This window comes from Chryseobacterium lactis, from assembly GCF_003815875.1.
GTDB classification, from domain to species: Bacteria; Bacteroidota; Bacteroidia; order Flavobacteriales; family Weeksellaceae; genus Chryseobacterium; species Chryseobacterium lactis.
In genome coordinates, this window is record NZ_CP033924.1 from 4422171 (window position 1) to 4443837 (window position 21667).

Annotated in this window: 15 protein-coding genes; 7 read left to right on the top strand and 8 right to left on the bottom strand. The window is 34.8% G+C overall.

What is annotated here, in order from left to right:
• Nucleotides 1-198 precede the first annotated feature (198 nt).
• From cas2 to cas9, 3 genes are read right to left on the bottom strand one after another with little or no spacing between them, the layout of a single operon-like run.
• Entirely contained in the window at nt 199-537 is a 339-nt protein-coding gene (cas2, locus tag EG342_RS19730; RefSeq protein WP_103292745.1) for a CRISPR-associated endonuclease Cas2, read from the bottom strand.
• Nucleotides 534-1427 (bottom strand): type II CRISPR-associated endonuclease Cas1, encoded by an 894-nt coding sequence (gene cas1, locus EG342_RS19735; RefSeq protein ID WP_103292746.1) that lies wholly within the window; start codon nt 1425-1427, stop codon nt 534-536. Before cas1 ends, cas2 begins: the two co-directional genes overlap by 4 nt.
• Before the next feature lies 1 nt (nt 1428).
• Complete coding sequence (gene cas9, locus EG342_RS19740) at nt 1429-5682, bottom strand: type II CRISPR RNA-guided endonuclease Cas9 (protein ID WP_103292747.1); 4254 nt, start codon at nt 5680-5682, stop codon at nt 1429-1431.
• 495 nt (nt 5683-6177) lie between these two features.
• Here cas9 and EG342_RS19745 point away from each other — a divergent pair, with 495 nt between their 5' ends.
• Entirely contained in the window at nt 6178-8301 is a 2124-nt protein-coding gene (locus EG342_RS19745) for a Tex family protein (RefSeq protein WP_103292748.1), read from the top strand.
• 183 nt (nt 8302-8484) lie between these two features.
• Nucleotides 8485-9120 (top strand): HAD family hydrolase, encoded by a 636-nt coding sequence (locus tag EG342_RS19750; RefSeq protein WP_103292749.1) that lies wholly within the window; start codon nt 8485-8487, stop codon nt 9118-9120.
• A 75-nt stretch (nt 9121-9195) separates the two neighbouring features.
• On the opposite strand, the gene EG342_RS19755 is transcribed toward EG342_RS19750, so the two are convergent.
• The 5 genes from EG342_RS19755 to EG342_RS19775 all read right to left on the bottom strand — a co-directional run bounded on the left by EG342_RS19755 (nt 9196) and on the right by EG342_RS19775 (nt 15924).
• Nucleotides 9196-10656, bottom strand: coding sequence for a hypothetical protein (locus EG342_RS19755; RefSeq protein ID WP_103292750.1), 1461 nt, complete (start codon nt 10654-10656; stop codon nt 9196-9198).
• 160 nt (nt 10657-10816) lie between these two features.
• Nucleotides 10817-12388: a M20/M25/M40 family metallo-hydrolase gene (locus EG342_RS19760; RefSeq protein WP_103292751.1), complete on the bottom strand. Its 1572-nt coding sequence runs from the start codon at nt 12386-12388 to the stop codon at nt 10817-10819.
• 188 nt (nt 12389-12576) lie between these two features.
• Nucleotides 12577-13668 (bottom strand): peptidase associated/transthyretin-like domain-containing protein, encoded by a 1092-nt coding sequence (locus EG342_RS19765; RefSeq protein WP_123868138.1) that lies wholly within the window; start codon nt 13666-13668, stop codon nt 12577-12579.
• A 286-nt stretch (nt 13669-13954) separates the two neighbouring features.
• Nucleotides 13955-14131 (bottom strand): histone H1, encoded by a 177-nt coding sequence (locus EG342_RS19770; RefSeq protein ID WP_027373301.1) that lies wholly within the window; start codon nt 14129-14131, stop codon nt 13955-13957.
• 380 nt (nt 14132-14511) lie between these two features.
• Entirely contained in the window at nt 14512-15924 is a 1413-nt protein-coding gene (locus tag EG342_RS19775; protein WP_103292753.1) for an aminotransferase-like domain-containing protein, read from the bottom strand.
• A 120-nt stretch (nt 15925-16044) separates the two neighbouring features.
• Between EG342_RS19775 and EG342_RS19780 the strand changes: the two genes are divergently transcribed.
• The 5 genes from EG342_RS19780 (at nt 16045) to EG342_RS19800 (ending at nt 21664) form a co-directional block, all read left to right on the top strand.
• Nucleotides 16045-16560: a hypothetical protein gene (locus tag EG342_RS19780; RefSeq protein WP_103292754.1), complete on the top strand. Its 516-nt coding sequence runs from the start codon at nt 16045-16047 to the stop codon at nt 16558-16560.
• A gap of 66 nt (nt 16561-16626) precedes the next feature.
• Nucleotides 16627-17541, top strand: coding sequence for a helix-turn-helix domain-containing protein (locus EG342_RS19785; RefSeq protein ID WP_103292755.1), 915 nt, complete (start codon nt 16627-16629; stop codon nt 17539-17541).
• Between the two features lie 90 nt (nt 17542-17631).
• Nucleotides 17632-18837: an MFS transporter gene (locus tag EG342_RS19790; protein ID WP_103292756.1), complete on the top strand. Its 1206-nt coding sequence runs from the start codon at nt 17632-17634 to the stop codon at nt 18835-18837.
• A gap of 445 nt (nt 18838-19282) precedes the next feature.
• The gene (locus tag EG342_RS19795) at nt 19283-20629 is read left to right on the top strand and encodes a TolC family protein (protein ID WP_123868139.1); all 1347 of its coding nucleotides are present in this window, start codon (nt 19283-19285) and stop codon (nt 20627-20629) included.
• Between the two features lie 33 nt (nt 20630-20662).
• Nucleotides 20663-21664, top strand: coding sequence for an HlyD family secretion protein (locus tag EG342_RS19800; protein WP_103292758.1), 1002 nt, complete (start codon nt 20663-20665; stop codon nt 21662-21664).
• Nucleotides 21665-21667 lie beyond the last annotated feature (3 nt).

Here is a 21667-nt window from a genome sequence, read left to right on the forward strand (position 1 = left end):
AATGGTACATTCGTGAGCTGGTTGTGAATTGCTTTCATAAATCACTAACTTTGTGATTAACAACAACTGGAATTTTATCAAACGGGGCAACGTAGTTGTGAATTGCTTTCATAAATCACTAACTTTGTGATTAACAACAACCTCAAAATATAATCCGTTGAAATTCAACGGATTTATTGTTTATTTAGGATTTAAAAATTAGAATAATTCTAGTTGCTGGAAGGTTGGTGGTGGTTCTTCTTTATTTCTGGCAAAAAAGATCTCAATATCACTGAACTGCTTATCCGTAATACACATAATGGCCACTTTTCCAGCTTTAGGAAGCATGCCTTTTACTCTTTTAATATGAACTTCAGCATTTTCACGACTTGGGCAATGTCTTACATACATTGAAAACTGAAACAGGGTAAACCCATCATCCAGTAAGTGTTTTCTGAACAAATTTGCATCCCGCATATTTGCTTTGGTCTCAGTCGGTAAATCATATAAAACCAATACCCACATAATACGATAGGCGTTAAACCTTTCGGCGTTCATAATAGTTCAGGATAAGAGATCAAACGTTTTTCCCCTGTGTAGCATTTATAAAGTGAAAAAGCCGTTATTTTTACAGCAATCAGCAATGGTCTGGTTTTTCCATCAATTCCAACATCTACAGTTGCTACTTTAAGAATATGGGCCTTAAATTCTTTATCGAGCTCTTCTGTTTCCGGCCACTTTTCAAGCCATTGCATTACTAAAAGATCTATAAATGGGCGAAATGGCTCCATCAAATCATCTGCAAGGCAATAAGGATTGTATTTATTTTTATGAAAGATTCCGAGAACCGGTAATAATCCTGTTTCAATAATGGCTCTTGCTACAATACTTCTAAGAACTGAATACCCAAAATTGAAAAACTGATTGGGTGAATCTCCAAAACGGGCTCTCAAAAAATCAAGACTAATCAGATGTTTCCAGTAATGTTGTGCGGCAATTCCCTCCATATTAGTAATATCACCACTTTTTACATTTCTCTGGTACTCAACCATAGGTCCATAATAATTCCCTAATCTTCTGAGCACTTCTTTTTGATTCTCAATTTTACATTCAACAGTTTGCTTCCAAAGCTGCTTTTTCAGTGGTTCACTGGCTTCCAGTTGATCTTTCACCCTATCTGAATGCTCTGTATGTCCATACATTGGCAGCATTATTCCATGAGGTAAATGATGAGCATCACAACTTATGACAACTACATTATTTCCCATCATTTTCTGAATCAACTGATGTGAAATTGTGATCTGAAAATGATCCAGCATCAGCACTCCTAAATCTTCTACCGGAACTTTACCTTTCAAATCCTTAGTAGAAGGATCCAGAATATACATTTGCTCATCTTTAAGTTTGAGATAAGCAGGATTGCCAATATATATAGAACGAGTGATCATTTTATAAATTCCATTTTATTTTTCCGCTGAGTGTCAGTTCAAAATCTTTGTGTTCAATGGCAAAATTCCATTGTCCTTGGCTCAATCTTAAAAACATCTGCTTTTCTTCAAAATCAACCGCTGAATATTCTTTATTTTCTTTTTTTAATTCGGTGTCTATCCCTGCAGCTAAATGATGTCTAAATTTCATTCTATTTGAGTCTCCTTCAAATTGGTAAACTTTAAACATTCTTCGGGATAATTCTTCAGTATCCAAATCTTTTAATTCATTAATAGAATTTTTATAAAAAATGACCTTATCTTCTTTTTTCAAAATTGAATATAACGGAATAGCAGATTTATTTTTCCCTTTTCCAGTTTCAGATGATAAAAATTCAGGCTCATTATAGAGATCTTTCAGATTTTTAAGTTTTAATTCTGAGAGTTCAATAATTGACAATACTTTCATTGCTCTCCCCTCATCACTTTTGTAGAAAAGACAGTATGGATTTTCTCCGTTAACAGCCAGGGTTGCCTTTTTATAATCTTTTTTAGACTCAAACTGATGTTTATGGATTTTTACTGCAGTTTTATATTTCAATTGTTTTTCAAAGCATCGGATCCTTCTTATCTTTTGGCCAGTTTCATTTCCTTCAGCATTTAACATATAAACCCCATCTGTAAGAGCTGTTTTAAGATCCGAGTTATCAACTTGCTTCTTTATCATTTTAAATAAGGCTTTATCTACAATGATCTTCTCTATTTCCTCTATTGTTTTGAAACCTGGAGAATTAGCATCATTTTTATACAGCAACGGCTTTCTCACTACAACAAAAATATCATCCTTTAAGATCATTTTTTTATTTTCATCAAACAGAATCTGATCTTCATCATTTCTTACAGGTTGTTTTATTGCTCCATAGAAAGTTTCGCCATGTAACTGCCCTCTGATCGTATCGCCTTTTGCTACTTTAGGTATCTTTTGTCCTTCGCTATCAAGTTTATAATTATAATTCCCTTGTTCATCTTGAGCCTTGATATGATCTATTTTACCCCTTCTTCTTGGAACTTTATAAGTTTGAGTCACAGTCCTATTATCCACAAGGTTATTAATTAGAATTTTATTTTGAATTTCCTGTATATATTTTTCAGAGAAACTTTCCCAACCCAAAGGTTTTTCGTGATAAATATTACCTGTTCTCTTATCAATTTCTGCCTCATACAGCTTAATAATTCTTTCTCTATGAAAAACATTCGGAATTAAAGTAAGAATAGCTGCATCTTGAGCATGATGACTATGCTTGCTTCTATCTTTTTTGTCTTTAGTTGATTGTACTTTATAAACTTTTTTAAAAATATCAGTTATACTTCCTTTTTCTACTGAAACGTTTTTAAATATGGTCTTAAAGTATGGAAGAGCATATTTAGTAATAATCTGAGCATCTCTAAGTTGATTATTTCTCCAACCCGCTTTATATTCAGTAATGGTAAAGGATGTTAGTTTAGCCCTCCAATAATCTAAATCCATCTTAATGGTATGATACTTAATAATGCAGTTATCTTTTATTTCCTTTGAGCTTGCATAAGATGCTTTTTTCTTCCAATCATCATATTGCTTTTCAAGCTCAGTTATTTTTTTCCATTTTATAATTGTCTCGGTCTTTCCTTTTATCTCTTTATGCTCAATAGTCCTTTCTCCAAAAAGGAATTCAATATTTCTGATAATAGGGCTAACAGTCTCTCCATTGATAGCCGACTCAGATTCATAATTCAACAATTGTGTAGGAAATTTGTTACTTTTATACAATCGGTTATAAGTTGCGTCTGTGATGGTCAGATTTTTAAGTTCGTTATCAAAGCTTATACTTGCCGGAATAGTATGTTCAAAATCAAATTTATTGTTAGATAGTAAATCTGTTATAGAAATAAGCTTTCCGGTATAAACACAGATCTTATTCTGCTCATGCCATAGTCTTAATTTACGTATAATGGTACTTTCATCTATTAAAGCAATATGAGGAAACTGCTCTCTATATTCTTGAATTTCTTTTCTATATGATTCATTTTCTCTTTCCCTTTCTTTCTGCCAGATTTCAATAGCCTTTCTTTTATTTTTATCATTCAGTTCTCTGGCTATTTCTATTACTACTCTGGTTTCTTCATCAATTTTATCTTGCTGTAAAAAATAATTAATAAGGCTTTTAAGTTTATATAATGATTTTAATGCCATTGGATTTTTAAAACCTCTGCTTAAAGGTTCTAGATTCCCCAAGAGCTTAATCTGCCTGCCTTCAAATTCAGCATCAGGATTTTTATAAAGAAATTTAGGAACTTCATTTTCTCTTAAATAATACATTTTCTTACCAATAGAATACTCAAAATAATCCTCAGCTTCAGAATAATTTTCCTGCTCTGAAGGATGCCAAAGATATTTCTTCCTATCCTCAGACACATGATAGGTATCTTGTAAGAATTTTAAAATCTGATCATGAATTCTTATTGGTTTTATGAATAGATTACTTTTTAATGTTATTGGCTTTTTTAAAAAATCCAGATACTGAACTGAAACCTTCTCAATTACCTCTGATTTTTCTGTTTCATTCATTCTTTCCCAACTTAATAAACCGTAGTTATCTATAATCTTATTCAATATTGCTTCTTTTTCATCCTTATCCAGATCTCTATTATCAGAAATATAGTATCTTTCGTTACTATTGAGCATCTCAGAAATAAGACCGTTAACAATAGCTGCAACTTTTCTGTTCAAAGAATCTTTTTGTAAAAATAGGCTCACTTCTTCTGCAAAATGATTAATTAAAGTTCCTGATATCACATTTTCACCCAAAACCTTATACAAATTCGCCAGATAGACAGCATGACTATACAGAAACCCTTTCTGAAGATATGGTAAAATTTTCTTCACAGCAGATAAGCTTAATGTTGCATACCCTTGCTGTAATTTTATTTTGGAAAATTTTATAGCTTTCTCTTCGTCTAATTTCAACTTCTCTACAGCCAGCTTTTTAAGATTTTCCTGCCCATCAAAAGTTAAAAGTATATGCCATAAATCGTCGAAAGTGTAATCTTTATGATCCTTTTTTAGGGGTTGTACAGCTCTATCTCCATTAATATCCCATTTTAATTTCCCCCTCCAACCTTCACCGAAAACATCATGAAAACTCTTCAATAGTTTTACGGATATAACTTTTGTTTTACCTACATGCCCGGATAATCTTTTAGCCTCATCTTTTGCAAGTTGTTTATCAATCACGTTAAGTTCAAAATCTGGCGTTGATTTATAAAACAATGGATAAATTCTTTCATGAAGATAATCTGACAATTCTGTATCCGGAGGGGGTACAATATTTAGATTATTGATGAACACCCATGTTCTGTATTCTTCATACAGTGGATGACTTACTGCTACTCTTCTCTTATTTTTCTCATAAATACAGTTACCTACTAATCCTTTTTGAGTTCTTAAAGGTCTTTGCCAGACAATAGCTTTCCAAAGTTTCTCATAATCTGAAGTAGAAATACTCTGAACTTTACAAATTTGTCTCAGCTCTGCTTCATAATCTTTCCTAAGATTATAACGCTGCCTGATCCTTCCTCCATTTTCTTTTTGATAATAGTACAATGCGGCCCCCAACGTACTATAAGAATCAATAAAACTTTCTATTTCATCTCTTCCTTTTGTACCACTTTTCTCACTTCCGTTAAGTATTATTTTAGCCTCCTCTTCATCCCTTCCCTTAAATCCTCTCCTTTGAACCAATTGATATAAGACACGTCCTAAGATTTGAGGATTACTTTTGAAAACATGTATATAATTTTCTTCAATAGAAAACGCCCGGAAAACATAATAACTTTCATTTTTATCTTTATCAAACAAATGAAAATCAGGCTTTCCATCTCCATCAAAATCAAATCTCAACCAGTCAATAAACTCTTTAGACTGTGGATATTCTCTATGTTTTCCTTTTTCATACTTTCTCCAGCGATCAAGCTCTGCTATTGTTAAAGGACACATTTTTTTCTCTATTAAAAAATCTAACAGAGCATATTTTCTATATTTTTCAGCTTGATAATTTCTTCTTTTGCCCCTGCTCTCTGTCCGTTTCTGAACCTTTGGAAATTCTATACCTTTTTCTGAAGCTACTCCTTTTTCAAAAGTAATCACGCCACAATCTTCGATTTGATTATCCTGTAATTCCGTATTTCTAATGGCCCAACCTACACTGTTGGTTCCAAGGTCGATTCCTAATGTTTTCATCTTGTATCTATTGGTTATCAAATTCTAAAAATAAGAATAAATATTTTTTAGCAATTACGGGTTCCCATATTCTTCCAATGAAATTATTTTTTATCTTTGAACAAAGCAATTCACAATAAGGCTATAAGCCGAAGAATATCTTTAGTCCTGCGTACTCCGTGGGATTTTTTTTACTATTATTTCATAATTTTCACATTTAAAATACTGTTTTTCAAAAATATGAATAAAAATGGTTGTTTATATAATAAATAAAATTAAATTTACAATGGAAAGCAAAATTTACTTCCGGAAGTAAACTGGAATCACCGTCCAAAAGTTATTCCTGACCTTTTCTAAAGGTTTAGCTTTCTTTATTAAAACTTTTTATAATAATTATTATATAAGTTGTGAATTGCATTCCCTGTATTATTACAGGGATTTTTTATTTGAAGGAAAGTAGTTTCTTTTCATTTTTCTCATTCCAAAACCTTATTTTAGCTTTCCGAAAACAGAACAATGACGACCGTAGAATTTATACAGAAGCAACTCAATATTTCTGAGAAGAGCATCAACAATACTTTACAATTACTGGCAGAAGACTGCACGATTCCTTTTATTTCGCGTTACCGAAAAGACAGAACCGGTAACCTGGACGAGATACAGATTGAGCAGATTTCAAAGATCAGCAAACAGTTCGAAGAAATTGTTAAAAGGAAAGAATCCATTTTAAAATCAATAGAAGAGCAAAATGCTTTAACGCCTGAGCTTCAACAAAGAATTGAAGAAAGCTTTGATATACAGGAAATAGAAGATTTATATCTGCCTTTCAAAAAACGTAAAAAAACCAAAGCTGATGCGGCCAAGGAAAAAGGACTGGAACCTTTAGCCAAAATTATTATGAGCCAAAAGAATAATGAGGTATTATTTCTGGCTTCAAAATACCTTAATAAGGACGTTTCCTCTGAAGAAGAAGCTCTTCAGGGCGCAAGAGATATTATGGCGGAATGGATCAATGAAAATATGTATGTCCGTAAAAACCTTCGCCGGATTTTTCAACGTAAGGCCATGGTTACTTCTAAAGTGGTAAAGGCTAAAAAAGATGAGGAAGATGCCCAGAAATTCTCGCAATATTTTGAGTGGGAAGAAAATCTTAGCAGAACTCCTTCTCACAGGCTTCTCGCAATGTTAAGGGCAGAATCTGAAGGTTTTGTGAAAACCAATGTAGGAATTGACAAGGAAGAAGCGATCGATTTCATCGAGAAAGCAATTATCAAATCTAATAATGAAAGTTCTGAACAAATTTCTCTGGCAATCAAGGATAGCTACAAAAGACTTTTAGAGCCTGCTATTTCAAATGAAGCCCTTCAGGAAGCCAAAGAAAAAGCAGATCAAAAAGCGATTCAGATATTTTCTGAAAATCTGAGTCAGTTATTATTGGCTCCGCCTTTGGGAGAAAAAAGAATTCTGGCGATTGATCCTGGTTACAAAAGCGGATGCAAGGTCGTTTGCCTTGACGAAAAAGGAGATTTGCTTCATAATGAAACCCTCTACCCTCACGCTCCGCAAAATGAGACCGGAATGGCAATGAAGAAAATCAGATCCATGGTAAATGCTTATAATATTGAAGCTATTTCTATCGGAAATGGTACTGCAAGCCGTGAAACGGAGTTTTTCATTAAAAAAATCGCATTTGACAAGCCTTTACAGGTTTTTGTAGTATCGGAAGCCGGAGCATCGGTTTACTCTGCCAGCAAAATCGCAAGAGATGAATTCCCTAGCTATGATGTTACCGTTCGTGGGGCTGTTTCTATCGGAAGAAGGCTTTCTGATCCTCTGGCGGAATTGGTAAAAATAGATCCGAAGTCTATCGGTGTCGGACAATATCAGCATGACGTAGACCAAAGTCAATTAAAAAATGAACTGGATTCTACTGTGATGAAATGTGTAAATTCAGTGGGAATTAATTTAAATACCGCAAGCAAATCTCTTTTAAGTTATGTATCGGGAATCGGTGAGAAAATGGCAGAAAATATTGTCAATTACCGCGCTGAAAACGGAGGTTTTGAGGACAGAAAACAATTGAAGAAGGTTCCAAGGCTTGGTGATAAGGCGTTCCAACAAGCGGCTGCTTTTGTAAGGATTTCAAATGCAAAAAACCCGCTTGATAATTCTGCCGTACATCCGGAAGCGTACGGAATTGTAGAAAAGATGGCCAAAGATCTTGGAATTAAAACCGATGAACTAATAGCCAATAAAGAAAAAATAGCTTTAGTAAAACCGGAAAACTACATAACCGGAGAAATCGGAATACTGGGAATCAAGGATATTTTAAAAGAACTTGAAAAACCGGGATTAGATCCGAGAAAAGCAGCTAAAGTATTTGAGTTTGACCCTCATGTGAAAAGCATCAAAGATCTTAAAACCGGAATGATTCTCCCGGGAATTGTCAACAATATTACCGCCTTCGGATGTTTTGTAGATCTCGGAATCAAAGAAAGCGGGTTGGTTCATATTTCTCAATTGAAAGAAGGCTTTGTCTCTGATGTGAATGAAGTGGTAAAACTTCATCAACATGTAAGAGTAAAGGTAACGGAAGTTGATGAGGCGAGAAAAAGAGTGCAATTGAGTATGATTTTATAAGTATACTTTATTTAATCATTAAGATATCCTAAGGTTTTTAGAATAGTAAGTCAAGCTTTACTTTATTATAAATCTTTGATTTTACCATAATTAGCCTTAATCTCTGAACGTATCTTAATAGTTAAATAATTGCTTGTTAAAAATCAAAAAAGTTATTATTCACAAAATTAGACAAGAAAGACTTTGAAGTATAAGAATTTAATTTTCGATCTGGATGGAACCTTATGGGATCCCAGATTAACCATTATTAAAATATGGAATGATGTTTTGCAAAGACATCAACTGATTCAAAAAGACTTGAAACCCGAAGACATGGATCAGTATATGGGTTTATTAGCTAAAGATATTGTACCGGCTATTGTACCCGGAATTACGGACCTGGAAGTTGAGGAAATTCTTTCTGAAATTGTAGCACAGGAAAATAAGGTATTGCGCATTCAGGGTGGTATTTTATATGATGGTGTAGAAGAAACACTAAAAAGTCTTGCCAGTACTCACAATCTCTTTATTGTAAGCAACTGCCAGGACGGATATATTGAATCTTTTTTAGAATACTACCAGTTCAATCATCTTTTCAAAGATTTTGAATCCCATGGCCGTACAAGAAAAGCAAAGTCCGAAAATATACAGCTAGTCATGGAAAGGAATCACCTATCCGTGGAAGAATCTGTGTACATTGGCGACACACAGACAGATCATGACTCTGCCAGCACGAATGAGCTAGCTTTTATTTTCTGTCAATACGGTTTTGGAAAATTAAGTGAAAGTCAATATGAACCTTCGGTTTCAACATTTCCGGATATAAAATTTTACATTTAATTTCGAAAATAAAATATAGAAGGGTTGTCTGTTGAGACAACCCTTTTATTTATTAAACTTATAAGTTTTATCAATTTATAATTTAGGAATTTTTTTCCACGAGCCATTTTCAAAGACAGCCGTATAAGGCGTGTAGCCAATTTGTCCATAAAGCCCTGCCGGATCATCACCTGGATAGCCGGAATTAGCAAATGTTGTAATCATACCGTTTTCTTGACCCGTAACAGTATTGTACTGATACGGAGATGTTGTATTCAAATTGGTTAACTTAAGTCCGGCCAGTTCATGTCCTGAAGGATAAATAATTTGAATCATTCCTTTTCCTTTCTTAAGTAAGGAAGAAGTAATTGAGATATAAGAAGACCCTGCATTAAGACCATTTTGATAATTATCCCCAGAAATATCGATATTATATCCTTCAAAATCGGTTGCTTCAAATTTGTATACCGAAGTATACCAATTATTCTCATAATCAAAATGATTATTTTTAGAATAGACATGTGCAGAGGTTACCGTGGGTAAAACATGAATAAATGAACTTGTACGTTTCAACACCAAATAAGTATGACAGCCGATAGTAGTTGATCTACAATTATTATTCATCATTCTGATACATGAGGTTTTATCATTTGCTTTCTCACCTTCAAAATAAACACCAAAACACGAAACTCTGGATGAATATAAAGTAATACCGGCATTAGAAAAGCTTTCCACACTTCCCCCAAACATTGTCAGATTGGCTTTATTATATAAAACAATTCCATCATTCAGGTCGCCATTATCTATATTTTTTTTACTATAATACCCTGCTCTTATTGATAATGAACTTGCAAATGAATTATAACATTTATCCAATACCAGACAGGTCGTACAGTATCCGATATAAGAATTAACAAACCTGTTATAATACCCTTCTGTAACCTTTACTCCAACCTCAAAATCTTGTACTATAGCAGAATCTAATGTAAGACTGCCAATTGGATCAGTGGTGCCATTCGGCACTCCAATCAAGTTGATCCCTATCTTTCCCGGGATCTCACTTCCAACAACAGCAAGGTTCTTGATACACAAGCTCGCTACCGCTTCGATACAGGAATTGGCAATCTGATTGGTAAAATCGTTAAAAATAATTCGTGATCCCTCATTATCTCCAACATCATTTCCGTTGATATAATTCTGCCCTAAAAGCATTATATCTTTATTAATTTTAATTTGATCAGAACATCTGTATTTTCCTTTTATAAGAATCGTATCGCTCTTAATAGCAGCATTAATAGCAGCCTGAAGTTCAATATTTGTTTTTCCGGGACCAAACCATTCAGCATTGATTACTCCGTTATATATTCTTTCAAACAATACCCCATCTTTCTTGAGATACATAATTCCATCTATAACCGAAGGTCCTGAAGAAGCTTTTTTAAAATTAACTATTTCTTTGGTGTACTTGTCAATCAGAGTTACCATTTCTACTTGATTAACATTAATATTAGAGGTTGGAAAATCACCTGTTTCCAACAAATTAAGTGTATTGCTCATCGTTTTAAAAAATTAAAGGTTATATATATTCTTGCAAGAATTTCTTAAAACAAATGTACTGGCTGATAACGCCAGAACTTGACGTATTTTTTTTAATAAATTAAAAAAGGTCGCCCTATCCGGCAACCTTTACTATAGTTTTATTATTAAGTTTAATCTTTTATTTATAATCTTTCGAGCTTCTTCTCGGCTCTTTTGCTTCCGGCCATTGTACCGTGGCTCCTTTTTCATCTTTTGGCATTACGCGTTTTTCTCTGCTTACAAACTCAGGATCTTCCGATGCCATGTAAGCCAATGCTGCTGTTAAAACCACATTATTTTTTACCTCATCAAAAACGATTTTATCATAAGTATCCTTGGTCGTGTGCCATGTATAACCAAAATATCCCCAGTTCAAAGAGCCTAAAGAAATTCCGGGAACTCCTGCTGCTACAAACGAAGCATGGTCAGATCCTCCTCCACCGGGCATTCCCGGGAAATCGGTTTTAATGTGTCCTCGTACGTTTTTCGGAACACCTTCCAACCATCTTCCGACATAATCATAGGCTTTCACAAAACCTTGTCCGCTGATATTCACAACACGTCCTGTTCCATTATCCTGGTTAAAAGCAGCCTGCACTCCTTTAATAATTTGGGGATTGTCTGCCACAAAACCTCGGGAACCATTCAAGCCTTGCTCTTCACTTCCCCAAAGTCCGATAACGATTGTTCTTTTGTTATTAGGATAATATTTTTTCAGAAGCCTCATCGCTTCAAGCATAGTTAAAGTTCCTGTTCCGTTATCCGTAGCTCCCTGAGCTCCGTCCCATGAATCAAGGTGAGCAGAAAGAATCACATATTCATCAGGTTTTTCTTTTCCTTTGATCATTCCGATCGTGTTAAAGTTTTTCGCTTCCGGAAGTATTTTAGATTGGGCGTCAATTTTAATTTTAGGATGAGCTCCTTTTTCTGCCATTCTGTATAGCATTCCATAATCTTCAACATCAATATCAATCATTGGAATTTTTGATGTTTTCGCTCCAAATATTCTGTTGGCTCCCATTATTCCTGTCCAGTTTGAGATGGCAATTCCTGCCGCTCCTGCTTTTTCTAAAGCTTCCGGAAGGGTATTGTTGTCATAACCGATATTCTTTATATAAGCAGCAAAGTCTTTGGTAGCCTGCTCTTTTTCGGATTTAAGCTTCTCATATAATTCAGGAGTTGCGAATTCTTTGATCTGCTCATCCGAACGGCCAATCTTTTGATATTGTGCCATCAACACTATTTTTCCTTTTACAGAAGGAAGCCAGGCCTCAAATTCGGCTTTTGTTGCCACTTTAGGAAGAATAATTACCTCTGCCTCAATTGCTTTTTTGGTAGTAGGGCTCCATGCCAGCTGTGTTGCTGATAATGATTTTGTACGAGGAGATACCATATCTACATGGGTTGTTCCTCTTTGCCATCCTTTCCAGGTTCCGAATTGCTGAAGGTTGGCATCTACACCCCATGAGCGAAGTTTGCCGGCACTCCATTCGTTGGCAGCCAACATTTCCGGAGTTCCCACCAAACGTGGCCCTATCCCATCCAATAACTCGTAAGCCATGTTTTCAAGTTGGGAATTGCTGTTGATTTCATCTACAAAACTTTTTACGATAGGATCCAGTTTTTCTGTTTGATCCACTTTTACCTGAGCCCATGAAAACTGGGCGGCCAACACTACAGCCGGTACTGCAAAAAATCTATTTATCTTCATAGTATATATTGATTGGTTTAAAGATAAAGGAAATTGTGGAGATGGTAAAGGAATAAAGGTAAAAAAGTCTTTAAACACTGGTATTTTAAGACTTTTAATTCAAATAATGAACGTATTTTATTAAAACATTAATGCATTACCAACCGAGAACCTCATTATTTACAACACAGATTATAAAAAACTGCATTTTATTTGGATCCGAAATCCGGTAATCTCCTGTTGATAAAGGTTTGCTCTTCCGCGGAAAGTAAAATAGTTGTATTTTTACTTTCATTAACCGGAATATTATCCCAGATATTTTTAGTAAAATCAACTTTGGGATTGAGTCCTTTTTCATCTGATTTTTTAAAGGTATTATAGATAAGCTCCCGGCTGATTTTACGCTCATGCTTTACCCCTTTGTAATAAGCGATATATTTATTTCCTTCAAGTCTGCTTAATGCCGGAACATACACCTCTCCATTTTTGTAAAAATCAAAAACAAGTATAGCATTTCCAAGTTGATAGTCATATTCTTCACCTTCTCCGGTTTTTCTTTTCATTAATGGATATTGATCCTGTAAATAATGGACTTCAAAGTAGGTAATAACTTTATCTACTTTATTGTATTTAAATTCACCTTCCATTTCAATTCCCAATCCGGATTTAATTGTAAACGTAACCAATTGCTCATTTCCTTCTTCAAAAATCATCCATCCTGAATTCTTTGATTCTTTATTTCTCACGTGGCTTAGTACCCGCTCCAATTCAAAATTGAAAAAATAATTTCCCATAGATTCATCAGAAAATTCTTTTGTTCCTGCAGTAAAAATACTGTCTGATTTTTTATTTTTCAAGTACTTTAAAGTATTAAGCTGCATCTGAAGATTCTTATCATAGCTTTTGTTGTGGTTGTAATAATTGCTTTTGCTCCATAATTTAGTTTCTGCAATAACCAGGAAATAAAGTTTATTGTTATCACTTCTTTTTTCTTTATAAATAACATCATAAAGAGAAGGTTCAGCATAATACCTTTTTCTATAGTTTTTGCTTACATCCTCAAAAATATCGCTAATATTTACTTTGGTTAATTTTACTTCATCAATGCTTTTATAGATCCTTTTTAATTTTACAGCAGAATGAAATTCATCAATTTTTGATTGTTGAAAACCTGATGCTGAAACTTTAAAATTAATAGCATTTTGATCTAATGGCGCCCATCCATCTTCGTTGGTATAGACGATCTTATTCATCAAAAGAATTCGTGCATTGAAAATCGGGTTCCCATTTTCTGAATCCACAACTCTAATTTTTTGAGCCGAAAAAAAATCAAAAAGTAAGACTAATAACAAATAATAATATTTCATCATCCTGTATATCATTTATATTTCTAAAATACACATTATACAGATTATTACTGCTATTCGGAAAGAAAAATTTAATATATAGATAAAAGGCAAAAGACTATAAAGTGAGTAATACCAATATAACCCGGAATTGATAAATGGAAGATCAGTACCTGTAAGAAGAATCGTAACGAAAACACAGGGATAAAAAAACCGGCTTCAAAAGCCGGTTAAAGGTGAATTATTTTTTAGCTTCTTCTACAGAAACTTTTCTGAATTCTTTGAACAGTTTGCTAAGTTCTAAAGCTGATTTACGAGCTCTTGTACCAGCTGCTTTGTTCCCTTTTTCCGCTTGTTGGTTTGCCTCAGTTGTGAACGCTTCGAATTCTGCGTTGATTTTTTCAATTAGTTCTTTCATTTATTTAAAAATTTAGGCTGCAAATATAGGTTTTATGGCGATTCCAGCCTAATTGTGCCAGAAAAAAAATGATAATTAATTGAAAATAACTCACAAATAATGGATTTAATTTAAAATGAAAAATAAAATTGAGATTATACCATAAACCCTGCATAGATCAACATTCCAGCAACAAAAAATACGTAACAACAAGTATATTAGAACTATAGATTTTATTTCCACTTAACTTCAGGCCAAATTCGTATGACAAATGTTCAGACATTTTCTTATTTCCATGATTATTTTTCTACTCTACATCTATTCCCAAAATAAAATAGCCTAAAACGAGTTTTAACATCAAAATCTTGGGTAAAACGGATTAAAATGAAGATTCATCATCGTTAAAGCAGAAGTTCATAAGCTTTTCTTCCGGCTTTTTCCAATAAGCGTAAACTTTCAGGAGTAATTCTTTCAGCAAAAACAATCCGGAAATGATGATTATATCGGTTTGTGAATGAAAATGTATCTCCCGGAGTAAATAGAACTCCCCTATTTTCGCAATACTCATAAAATTCTTTCATATCGATATTTTCCGGAAGTTGTCCCCAGATGCTGTATCCACCTTGCGGCCTATGAAAATAAGCCCCTTCCGGGAAGCATTTCCTTAAGTGATCTAAAAGTTGAAAGGCCTGTTGATTCAATTTTTTCCGGAAGGAACGAAGATGTCTTTCATAACTGTTTCCTTCTAACAGCTTAAGGATAAGTTCCTGGTAGATGGGTGAAACGGATCGCCCTAAAATAAATTTCGACTTTTCCGCCTTGGAATAAAAATTACCTGCATGCAACCATCCTAAACGAATACCAGGTGCTAGTGTCTTCGAAAATGACGAGTAGGTGATCACCAATCCTTTTTTATCAAAACTTTTGATACAACGCGGTCTTTTCTCATTAAAATAAAGATCAGAATACATATCATTCTCGATAATACACAATTGATACATCCCGGCAATCTTCAATAATTCTTTTTTGACTTCATCGCTCATCACAATGCCGGTAGGATTATGAAAATTTGGAGTAACCACAAGTGCCCGGATACCATTTTCAGCACATACTTCACGAAAATATTCAAGATCAAAACCACTTCGGTAATGCACAGGAATTTCAACTACTCTGAGATTCAGATTGACAAGAACTTCCAACACTGAAAATACACATGGGCTTTCTACAGCGACCACATCTCCTGCTTTCGTTACAGACTGCAATGCAATGGTCAATGCCTGCAAAGCACCATCTGTAATAATCAGCTCATCAGGATTGAAAGCACAACCATTCATTCTCATCTGTTTTGCAATAAGCTTTCTCAATGGTTCCAGGCCATTAGAAGGATAATACCGGAGAAGCGAAGCTCCTTTCTCACGAATAACCTCCTGCATAGTCCGGAGTATCAGCTTTTGAGGCATCAGTAAGTCACCTGGTATTGCTGTATTAAAAGAACTGGGTTCCGAAGATCTTTTGGAAGTCAGCTTAATATTGTTTATAAATACCTCATCTCTCATTACGGCCGGAAGTAGAGTCTTCGTCTCAGGAATACTCTCGTCTTCTCTTTCAAGTACAAAATAACCGGAACGCGGGCTGCTTTCAATCAATCCCTTAATCATCAGATATTCAAAACCGCTCTGCACAGAGCTTGTGCTCAGCTGGTATCTTTTTTTAATTTCTCTCACTGATGGCAATCGATCTTTAGCCTGTAAAATACCTTTACAGATTTGCTCTTCAATAACCGTCGTAAAGACTTCGTATTTATATGATTTCATGGTAACACAATAAACTGTACCGAACAAATTTACAAAATACAGAACTGTACCGATCAATTTTTTACAAACTGTACCCCTTCTGAATGGATTAATCTTATAATTTTGAATAAAAAAAGACTCATGGATATCATTTCAAAGTTTACAGTAGGTTCTGAAGAGGGAATTTCTGATCTTATAACCATTATTGATTCTTCAACGTATAGCCTTCACAAGGATTTTGTTTCTGAAGACAAGATTCAAAATTATATTAAAAACGAAATAGACCCCAGAAAGATGATCAATGATCTGAATGATCTTTCTAACCAACTTATTATGACCTATGCAGATCAACGTCCTGTAGGGTACAGCATTTTAAGAAGTGGATCCATTTATTCCGGACTACCTGATGGAAAAAGAGCAACAGAAATAAGTTTTGTTATTCTTCCCGAATTCGATACCCAGGAAATCAGACAGTCCCTTTGGAAAAAATCCAGATCCGCCGCGAGTTTTACCGATATAATCTGGATTAATATGCTAGCCCATGACCCACTTTTTGACTTTTTTAAAGAATCCGGTTTTACAGTGGCTATTGATAGTCAGGCCGGACCTTTTCAACTTCCATCGCATATTTTAACATTGGAGATTAATAAAAGTTAACAACAGTTGCATGATCAATTCAGAATAAAGTTATTTCATTATCTTTGATTTTTATAACTTTGCATCATGAGTGATCAACTGGAAACGATACAGGATTATTATAAACGCATTCGTCAGGATCAGATTAAAATGTTTGATTCTGATGATTTTGAAACAGGAAAATCCCATTTCAACATTTCAATGCGGAAATATTGCAGCTTTAAGAGTCCTTACAATCGACGGGATTATTATAAAATCAGCTTTATCATAGGAAAAGGCACCATTCAGTATGGATCTCATGAACTGTACATTGACCGGCCGGCCTTATTTTTCCCCTCACCAAGTATTCCCTATTCATGGGAGTGTGACGGTGATTTTCAGGAAGGATATTTTTGTCTTTTCAATCAGGAGTTTTTTTATGGAAATTCTGAATTTAATTTGTTTAAAAAAACTTCCCTATTTAAAGAATGGAGTAAACCCATCGTTTTTTTAACGGAAGAACAAACCCAACTGGCAACCCTGTATTTTGAACAGATGTACAAAATGAATAATTCAACGTATCCCTTCCGTTGCAGCAGTATTAAAAGTCATCTTGCATCGGTGTTTCATCTCGCGCTGGAAAACCGCGTAGACGACATCAACCCCAACGAACTCCCTGCCAACATCCGTTTATATAGGCTATTTGACGAGCTTCTCAATAAGCAATTCCCTCTTGATTCACCGGCGTATCCTTTAGCTTTAAAAACTCCGGCTGATTTCGCAGAACACCTCAGTGTACATGTTAATCATTTGAATTCATCGGTAAAATCCGTTACGAATCTGACGACAACACAAATCATTAAAGAAAGAATGTTTGAAGAGTCTAAAAACCTACTGAAATATACCAACTGGGATATTGCTGAAATTGGATATACACTGGGATTTGATCAGCCTTCCCACTTCAATAACTTCTTTAAAAAACATGCTGATGTATCCCCTTTGAAATTTAAAAACGCCTTATAAATCTTTGAATTTTGTAATTTTTACTTTGTCTTTTAAAATCCGTTTTGGATATTCTTGAAGTACTTTTGTAAGGTAAAAAAATGAATGAATATGTTGAGAGAAGCATCTGAGCAGCGCATCAGATTAATAACCATTATGGCATTTGTGTCTATCCCACTTTCCGGGTTTGTCACAGATATTTATTTGCCTTCGTTTCCATCTATGGCCAGAGAGTTGTCGGTTTCTGAAAAGGATATTCAGATTACTTTAACGTCTTATCTTTTAAGCTATGGAATTTCACAGTTATTTGTAGGCGGAATTCTGGATAGTATCGGACGTTATCGTCCCAAGTTAGTCGCTTTATTTCTATTGATCATCAGTAGTATTCTGATTACCATGACCAATAGCATTCTGCTGATCTGCCTGCTTCGTATTCTTCAGGGAGCGGCGGTTTCAGTGCTTGTAGTGGCTACGCGAGCTATTTTTGTTGACATTTATGATTCTGAACGGGTAAAACATTATCTGAGCTATTTTACCATTGTCTGGTCCTGCGGGCCTATTCTAGCTCCTTTCCTTGGAGGTTATCTGGAGAAATTATTTAACTGGCATGCCAATTTCTATTTTCTGGCTTTTTATGCAGGATTTCTATTTTTGTTCGAATGGTTTTTCAGTGAAGAAAGTCTTCCACAGAAAAAGAAACTTGACCTTTCAGAAAATATCAGCTTGTACAAAATGATGCTTAAAAATAAAATTTTCATGCTGGGAATCTTTATTTTAGGCTTAAGCTATTCTATTGTCATGCTATTCAATATTACAGGACCGTTTATTATTGAAAATACTTTTCACTTTACTCCTGTAGTCATTGGTTATTGTACTCTGATTTTAGGTTTTTCCTGGATGATAGGTGGTTTTATAGGGAAGCGAAGACTTTCGTTAGACTTCGGGCCAAGGATTTTACAGCCTATTTTACTACAGCTGATCCTGATTGCAGGCCTGATTACTACCAGTTTCTTTGCTGAAGATCTTTTCATTATGATTCCTTTTGCCTTTTTCATCCACATCTGTTCAGGGATTTTATTTACCTCATTTTTCACCACAAGTATGTTGTATTTTCCTAAAAATGCAGGTACAGCCGGCGGATTAATGGGTGGATTGGTATATGTTATCACTTCTGTAACAAGTTTCATTATTTCTGTAACAGGAACGGTGACGGAACAAAAAGGACTGGCATGGCGGTATTTAATGATAGCCATCATCCTTCTCGGGATTATACTCATTATGCATCAGGCCGTAAAAAAAGAAAAAGCAGAGAATTAATCTCTGCTTTTTTTTATTCCAAAAAGGAATGTCTTCTCTTCTTTTTTATCATCAATGAAAGGTTTCTGATCAGGATGATACTTTCGAACTACATTTAACTACTTTCAAATAAGCCTCTGTCGCTAAATCAATGATAATTTAGCATCAATGATTCATTGTACAATGATGACTGTAAAAACACAGATTTTATATACAACGATTTCCAAGAGTTAAAAAAAGAAATCAGCAGACGGCAACTTATATATTTTCAACTTCATAGGTAATCTCTTTGCACTATCAAAACACTGATTTTGCAGAAATAAGCACTTTTTTAATATCCCTTATCAGAGAATTATAAGTTGCTGTACAATCTATTTTCGTGATTGAGATTCAAATATACGATCTGGTTTTTATAGGTATCAATATCAAAAAAATTGAATTATTGATTAATTATAAAATAAATCTAATGAAACTATTGATCAGGCTTATCATAATATTCTCAGGGATAAATGGTTTGAGGGCGCAAACAGCTCTCAGTTTTTCTGAAGCCCGGGATATGATGATGAACAGGAATATCCAGGTAAAAATAAATGACAAAAAGATAGAAACTTCCCAGTATAAAATCAAATCTGCAGAAGGGATGATGTATCCTCAATTTAAAGCTTTTGGTAATGCTACGTATTCCGATAAAGATTCAAAGGTAAATCTGAATGACAAAAGAGACGGTCTTGCTACATTATTAAACCTACCTTCCCCTACTATACTGGGAAATTGGGATTTTACCCTTCAAAAAAAAGATATGGAATTTGGTGGATTTTCAATGAACTGGCCAGTGTATACAGGAGGGAAAATAAAATCGGCAATCAAAATTGAAAAAATAAAAGCAGAACTGGCAAAAGCAGATAAAAGCGATTCCGAACAAAGTTTAATTTCAGAGCTGGCAGAGCGTTATTTTAATACAAAACTGGCTGAAGAAGCCCTCGGAGTGAAAGAGGATGTTGTAACGGTTATGAATATCCATTTAGCCAATTCTTTAAAACTTGAAAGGAACGGTATTATTGCCGGTGTAGAAGTTTTACAGGCTAAAGTCGCCGTTGTAGAAGCCGAAAGACAACTGCTTGCATCCAAAAAAGATCTACAGCTCGCCAGAACAGCTTTATCAGCTACATTAGAACAAGAAGAAGAGTTTTCACTTACCTCATCCTTCTTTCTGAAAGAGGATATAGATTCACTACAGCAATATAAGGAAAGGGCGGTCGCAAATTATTCTCAGATCCAGAAATTAAAGCTCTTTGAAAAAATGGCAGAGGAAAATATCAATGCTGAAAAGGCCAATCATCTTCCTAATGTTATGATAACAGGTCAAAAAATCATTGCTTCCCACAATTATCCTATGGTTAAAAACCCCTTGACTGTCGGTATTGCAGTGACCTATGATATTTTCAATGGATTTGCTAGAAAAAATAAAATTCTTGCGGCAAAAAGCGAAAAAGAAAGCATTGAATTGTCCAGAGAAAAACTGCAGATCGATATCAGAACCTATGTTGAAAAGTTGTACAATGAACTTAAGAAATCAAGTGAACAAATTGTTTCCTTAAGCGCTTCTATAAAACTTGCAGAAGAACTTGTAAGAATACGAAAAGCTTCCTATGCAGAAGGCATGTCTACATCTACGGATGTTATCGATGCAGAGCTGGATCTCTCAGGAAAAAAAATTGAACAGCTAAAAGCCTATGCCAGCTACGATACAAACCTTGCCAAACTTTTTGAGGTATGTGACATGAGCGATGATTATGTTCAAAATGCAAAATAAGATTTAAGAATTTTCTAATTAAAATTTATGACAATGGCCACGAACCAGAAAAAAACAGTTACGTTCATCAATATACTTATCAATATCCTGATATTAGGAGCTATAGCTGCCGTATCCATTTATTTTCTTACCAGTCCCACCCATGATTATCTTCAGGGGCAGGTGGAAGCTACTGAAATTCATGTAGCTCCTAAAGTGACCGGAAGGTTGGAAAGTAAATTGGTGATAGAAGGTCAAACTGTGAAAAAAGGACAACTACTAGCCACTCTTTCAAGCCCTGAACTTGATGCCAAACTTATCCAGGCACAATCCGCAAAAGATGCAGCTACAGCTCAATATAACAAAGCCTTAAACGGAAGTCGTTATGAGCAGATCCAGGGAACATACAATACGTGGCAGCAGGCAAAAGCGTCCGCCGATCTGTCAGAAACTACCTATAAACGGATGGAAAACCTATATAATGAAAAAGTAATCCCTGCGCAAAAAAGAGATGAAGCAAAAGCTCAGAGAAATGCCTCAAGAGAGCAGGAAAAGGCAGCATACAGCAATTATCTCATGGCAAAAAATGGAGCCAGAACAGAAGATAAAGATGCTTCTGCGGCAACCATGAGACAGGCAGAAGGTGCTGTGCAGGAAGTTTCCTCTTACAGGGGTGAGATCAATATTATAGCTCCGGCAGATGGAGAAGTCAACCAGTATTTTCCCAACTTAGGAGAGCTTGTGAATGCAGGATATCCGATCATTAACCTTATCGATTTGAATGACATCTGGGTAGTTTTTAATATCAAAGAAGATCAGATGGGAAAGTTTAAAATGAACGACAAATTTGAAGGAGTTGTACCTGCTTTAAACAATAAAAAAATTCAGCTTCAGGTAAAATACATTGCTCCTCTTGGAGACTTTGCCACCTGGACTGCCACTAAAACGAAAGGCGGATTTGATATGAGAACATTCAAAATCAAAGCCTACTCTGCTCAAAAAATTGAAGGATTCCGTCCCGGAATGAGCGTACTGGTTCCTTCTGTAACTTTATAAATC

Coding starts and splice junctions, on each gene's coding strand:
- EG342_RS19800 (WP_103292758.1), top strand. CDS start 20,663: ATGGCCACGAACCAGAAAAAAACAGTTACGTTCATCAATATACTTATC.
- EG342_RS19760 (WP_103292751.1), bottom strand. CDS start 12,388: ATGAAGATAAATAGATTTTTTGCAGTACCGGCTGTAGTGTTGGCCGCC.
- EG342_RS19795 (WP_123868139.1), top strand. CDS start 19,283: ATGAAACTATTGATCAGGCTTATCATAATATTCTCAGGGATAAATGGT.
- EG342_RS19770 (WP_027373301.1), bottom strand. CDS start 14,131: ATGAAAGAACTAATTGAAAAAATCAACGCAGAATTCGAAGCGTTCACA.
- EG342_RS19780 (WP_103292754.1), top strand. CDS start 16,045: ATGGATATCATTTCAAAGTTTACAGTAGGTTCTGAAGAGGGAATTTCT.
- cas1 (WP_103292746.1), bottom strand. CDS start 1,427: ATGATCACTCGTTCTATATATATTGGCAATCCTGCTTATCTCAAACTT.
- cas2 (WP_103292745.1), bottom strand. CDS start 537: ATGAACGCCGAAAGGTTTAACGCCTATCGTATTATGTGGGTATTGGTT.
- EG342_RS19775 (WP_103292753.1), bottom strand. CDS start 15,924: ATGAAATCATATAAATACGAAGTCTTTACGACGGTTATTGAAGAGCAA.
- EG342_RS19790 (WP_103292756.1), top strand. CDS start 17,632: ATGTTGAGAGAAGCATCTGAGCAGCGCATCAGATTAATAACCATTATG.
- EG342_RS19785 (WP_103292755.1), top strand. CDS start 16,627: ATGAGTGATCAACTGGAAACGATACAGGATTATTATAAACGCATTCGT.
- cas9 (WP_103292747.1), bottom strand. CDS start 5,682: ATGAAAACATTAGGAATCGACCTTGGAACCAACAGTGTAGGTTGGGCC.
- EG342_RS19745 (WP_103292748.1), top strand. CDS start 6,178: ATGACGACCGTAGAATTTATACAGAAGCAACTCAATATTTCTGAGAAG.
- EG342_RS19755 (WP_103292750.1), bottom strand. CDS start 10,656: ATGAGCAATACACTTAATTTGTTGGAAACAGGTGATTTTCCAACCTCT.